Annotated in this window: 6 protein-coding genes; 2 read left to right on the forward strand and 4 right to left on the reverse strand. The window is 39.1% G+C overall.

All coding sequences use genetic code 11. The features are described from left to right. Positions 1-404: 404 nt before the first annotated feature. Both H6G97_RS46995 and H6G97_RS47000 read right to left on the reverse strand, forming a co-directional pair. Positions 405-1,133, reverse strand: coding sequence for a ParB N-terminal domain-containing protein (locus tag H6G97_RS46995; protein WP_190947235.1), 729 nt, complete (start codon positions 1,131-1,133; stop codon positions 405-407). Next, positions 1,130-1,720, reverse strand: a complete 591-nt coding sequence (locus tag H6G97_RS47000) for a ParA family protein (RefSeq protein ID WP_190947236.1) — start codon at positions 1,718-1,720, stop codon at positions 1,130-1,132. Before H6G97_RS47000 ends, H6G97_RS46995 begins: the two co-directional genes overlap by 4 nt. 84 nt (positions 1,721-1,804) lie before the next feature. Between H6G97_RS47000 and H6G97_RS47005 the strand changes: the two genes are divergently transcribed. Both H6G97_RS47005 and H6G97_RS47010 read left to right on the forward strand, forming a co-directional pair. Continuing rightward, entirely contained in the window at positions 1,805-2,857 is a 1,053-nt protein-coding gene (locus H6G97_RS47005; protein WP_190947237.1) for a PDDEXK nuclease domain-containing protein, read from the forward strand. A gap of 120 nt (positions 2,858-2,977) precedes the next feature. Further along, positions 2,978-3,331 carry a hypothetical protein gene (locus H6G97_RS47010; protein WP_190947238.1) on the forward strand — a complete coding sequence of 118 codons (354 nt, stop codon included), beginning with the start codon at positions 2,978-2,980 and terminating at the stop codon, positions 3,329-3,331. Here H6G97_RS47010 and H6G97_RS47015 read toward each other — a convergent pair. Both H6G97_RS47015 and H6G97_RS47020 read right to left on the reverse strand, forming a co-directional pair. Next, positions 3,305-3,580, reverse strand: a complete 276-nt coding sequence (locus H6G97_RS47015; RefSeq protein WP_190947239.1) for a hypothetical protein — start codon at positions 3,578-3,580, stop codon at positions 3,305-3,307. The genes H6G97_RS47010 and H6G97_RS47015 overlap by 27 nt on opposite strands. 7 nt (positions 3,581-3,587) lie before the next feature. Then, the gene (locus H6G97_RS47020; protein ID WP_190947240.1) at positions 3,588-3,836 is read right to left on the reverse strand and encodes an EAL domain-containing protein; all 249 of its coding nucleotides are present in this window, start codon (positions 3,834-3,836) and stop codon (positions 3,588-3,590) included. Positions 3,837-4,026: the final 190 nt, after the last annotated feature.

The raw sequence follows: 4,026 nt of genomic DNA on the forward strand, positions 1-4,026 counted from the left end.
TCATTATTGGGACTCTTCGCACCTACACAAATCATTGTAGAATTTTCTATTGAGGTATGAAGTTTACCGCTTCTACAAAAGTGCGATTCATGAATTCTCTGTAAAGAACATGATTTTTTTCGGAACTTGCTACCATGTAAGCTGTATATCCAACAATACCGAACTACCTATACAGTAACCGGGGCATTGAATCTATGAAGCCCCATGTAAATTTATCGCTCTTCTTTAGCTGCTCTCTTGTCAAAACTTGAGAGCAGTTTTGCATTCTCAATCAGTAACAGCGAAGCGCTCGCGCATAAATTTGTTGCTACTGCTTCAGTTTAGTTAATGCTTGGTTTAAAAGTACGACACCTGTCGTACTTTTTGGTTGGTCGATATCTTGGCTAAAATCCAGATACATAAGTTTATTTCTCGTTACCCAAGACATCCTCAATCAAGTTCATGAATTCTGACAGACGTTTTGCTAAAGCTTTCTCTTTCGGGGTTTTCGGCTCAATTTGTTGCCATTGCTTCAGCTTAGTTAACGCTTGTTTTAAAAGTACGACACCTGTCGTACTTTTATCCTTGTCAGTATCTTGCTTCGATTCAAAATATCTTTGTACTGTACGCAGGTTTTTGCCAACTACAACTGCTAGAGCAGGCATTAAAGGCTTTTGTCCTTTCTTGGGTCTTCCCTTTACGTCAATAAATCCAGCAGTGCGTAGACGCTCGGCAATCGCTTTCACCTCGTTTGGTGTATAGTCTCTGCGCTGTTCGTTCTCTGCTATTTCTACTTGCAATGCCAAATCTGGTTCTGATTCCGCATCAAATGGCAACATCCTGATAGGAATGCGATTATCTGGGAACTGATGAAGATATTTATCTGCCTGCTGTTCCTTTAGAAGTTGAATTGCCGCTAACCGATGTCCTCCAGCCAGCAATCTAGCTTTATTATCTAAAACCAATGGTTCTATTAGTCCTAAAACAGCAATTGACTCTGCCAAAGACTCAACGTGCTTTGGATTTAATGATCGGGTATCTTGCTCACGGTCTTTGATTTGTTCCAGTAAAACTGTAGAATCTTGGAGCTTTAGGGGTTGAGATTGCCCCTGCCGTTTTTGAGCGACTTCCAGAATTTTATCAAAATTGGTCATGAGAGAATTTCCTTACCCACCGCCTGGTAATCGCTCCAGGCATCAGAAGCACGAGGATCTTTTACCATATAAACTGGAACTCCAAAATTTTCAGCTTTCAGGTAAACAGCCATTCTTCTAATCCAAGTTTTAAACAAGGGTAAGCCAAATTTTTCAAGACTTTCTTTGGCTTTATATCCATCACGGCTGGGGGAAGGAGGAACACAAGTCAGTAAAACTTTAAACCTTCCAGGCGGTAATTCGTTCAGTTCTCCCACAGTTTCAATCAATGCTTCTAGAGCGAAAGTGCTGGGATGGGTGGGAATAATCAGTAAATCACTCTTATTTGCTAATGCTTTCAACTCATTACTGGCAGGACGGGCGGGAGTGTCAATCACAAGATGCTCAAAATCTTTGGCTTGGTCTATTTCGCTTTGATCATAAACATTGAAAGGACTTTTACCACGTTCTGACCAATGCAATACAGAGCGATTAAGATCACCATCAGCTAGTACAGTTTTACCTTTGATAGCAAGGTAAGCTGCCAGATGTATTGCTGTGGTAGATTTTCCTACACCCCCTTTGAACGATGCGATAGTAATAATCATTGCAGTTTCGTCATATTCCAATCATGATGGCGGATTGTACAGCACAAGAGGCAATAATTAAAGAGAATTTACGCGGGTTGGGGTATGGCAGATAACTTATCACCAATGGATGGCTATGATGACTTTTTACGAGAGTTAAAAGAACGCATACGCAACGCCCAAGTAAGAGCAGCTTTGTCTGTTAACCGTGAGTTAGTGTTACTTTATTGGCAAATCGGGCGCGAAATTATCATCAGACAGCAGCAGCAGGGATGGGGTGCAAAAGTTATCGAACGTCTCGCCAGAGATTTAAAAGCAGCTTTCCCAGATATGAAGGGATTCTCAGCACGTAATCTAAACTATATGCGGGCTTTTGCTGAAGCTTACCCAGATGAGCAAATTGTGCAGCAGGCTGCTGCACTAATTCCTTGGTTTCATAACTGTGTAATTTTAGATAAAGTTAAAAATAATTTGGAGCGTGAATGGTACATCCAAAAAACCAGAGAAAATGGTTGGAGTCGAAATATTTTAACTCTACAAATTAACAATAGACTTTTTGAGCGTCAGGGAAAAGCTGTCAATAACTTTAATATTATATTACCGTCTCCTCAATCAGACATTGCTCTTGAAACTTTAAAAGACCCTTATATTTTTGATTTTTTAAGTTTAGGAGAAGCAGCACAAGAACGGGAAGTAGAAAAAGAACTTGTGAAACACATTACTCAATTTCTTTTAGAATTGGGTGTGGGGTTTGCTTTTGTGGGACAACAATATAATTTGAAAGTAGGAGATGAGAATTTTTATATAGACTTGCTTTTTTATCATATAAAATTACATTGTTTTGTAGTAATTGAACTGAAAACAGGTAAATTTAAACCTGAATATGCAGGAAAAATAAATTTTTATCTTTCGGCAGTGGATGATTTGCTCAAATCTCCTGTAGATAGTCCTTCAATTGGTTTAATTTTATGTGCAAGTAAGGATAATGTTATTGCTGAGTATGCGCTGCGTGATGTCAATAAACCAATTGGTATTGCTGAATGGCAAACTCAACTTACTAAGTCATTACCAAAAGAGTTACAAACAAAGTTACCAACTATTGAGCAGTTGGAGGCAGAACTGGAGAATTTATCTGTAGAAGTAGAGGATGAAGAATGATTAAAAATATGAATATTTTAATTTACAAGCATGGATAAACTAACTGATGATGAATTAGCTTTTGATGATGCCCGACTATACTTTTGCACAATGCTGACAATTTGAAGTTACGGAAAGATTATGATTCCAGTAGAATATTTGAGGATAAAGGAAAAGGTAAGACAGCTTGCTCGTAAATCCGGCATAACAGCAATTGATAGCTGCTACATAAGTCTAGATTTAGAAGCAGAGCGCCCAGATTGGGGATTAATTGGGGGGATATTTTACCCAAATCACCTCGAAGAAGAGATAACGTCTCAAGAAGAAACTCTTACAAAAATTGCAGACAGCCTAGATATTTGGCTGGCGTTAGTTAGAGCTAAGAATGTTGTTGCATCTTTGAGAAAGAAAGCACTCTCAACCAAAAAAATAGAACATATCAGACACTACCTTGATGTTCAGTTCGTTTCATCTACGGCTACTGTCAACCATTAGTAATCTGGCACTTTTGGTGCAGGGTGGTGCTGGCAGCCAGGCCATTCTCCCAGAACTTATATAGAAATTAATATAGACAAAGCCTATATACAAACTTACTCCGGCAAGTACCAACTGCCATCGCTCTATCTTGGCATGGGCAAAGGATATCTGGTGGTTTGTAAACTGGCGTGACCCAAAGTCTGCTGCACCAGATGCCTCGCTTTGAGCTATCAATTTTGATATCAACCCTAATTCAACCGCAATCATCCGAGAATTAATACAAACTTTTACTTGCTAAAAGTGCTTCTGCTGTCTTGTGGCTCAGAGGTTTCGAGAATAGATAGCCTTGACCGAATTTGTAGCCAAGGTGTTGCAACCGTTCCAGTTGTTCTTGAGTTTCTATTCCTTCAGCAATCACATTGAGTTCTAAATGGTGACTAAGCACCAGAATAGTTTCGACAATCTGATGATTTTTTTTGCCTGATTGAATTTGATTTACAAAGGAGCGATCGTAATCGTTCATGGGGGTAATTTATTGCTGAAATCGAGCAAAATATAATGAGTGAAGAAGCTACAGCGACTAAACACACAAGCTCATCGATGAAAATTAAGACTAAATCATCTCGGAAGACACATAATGTATAGGAAGCATTTATTACTTAATCAGTAGTAGGAACTTTGGGGAGTAAGGATGGAGTTGGTTGACTAGAGCG

This window comes from Nostoc flagelliforme FACHB-838 (assembly GCF_014698065.1).
In the GTDB taxonomy this organism is placed as follows: Bacteria; Cyanobacteriota; Cyanobacteriia; order Cyanobacteriales; family Nostocaceae; genus Nostoc; species Nostoc flagelliforme_B.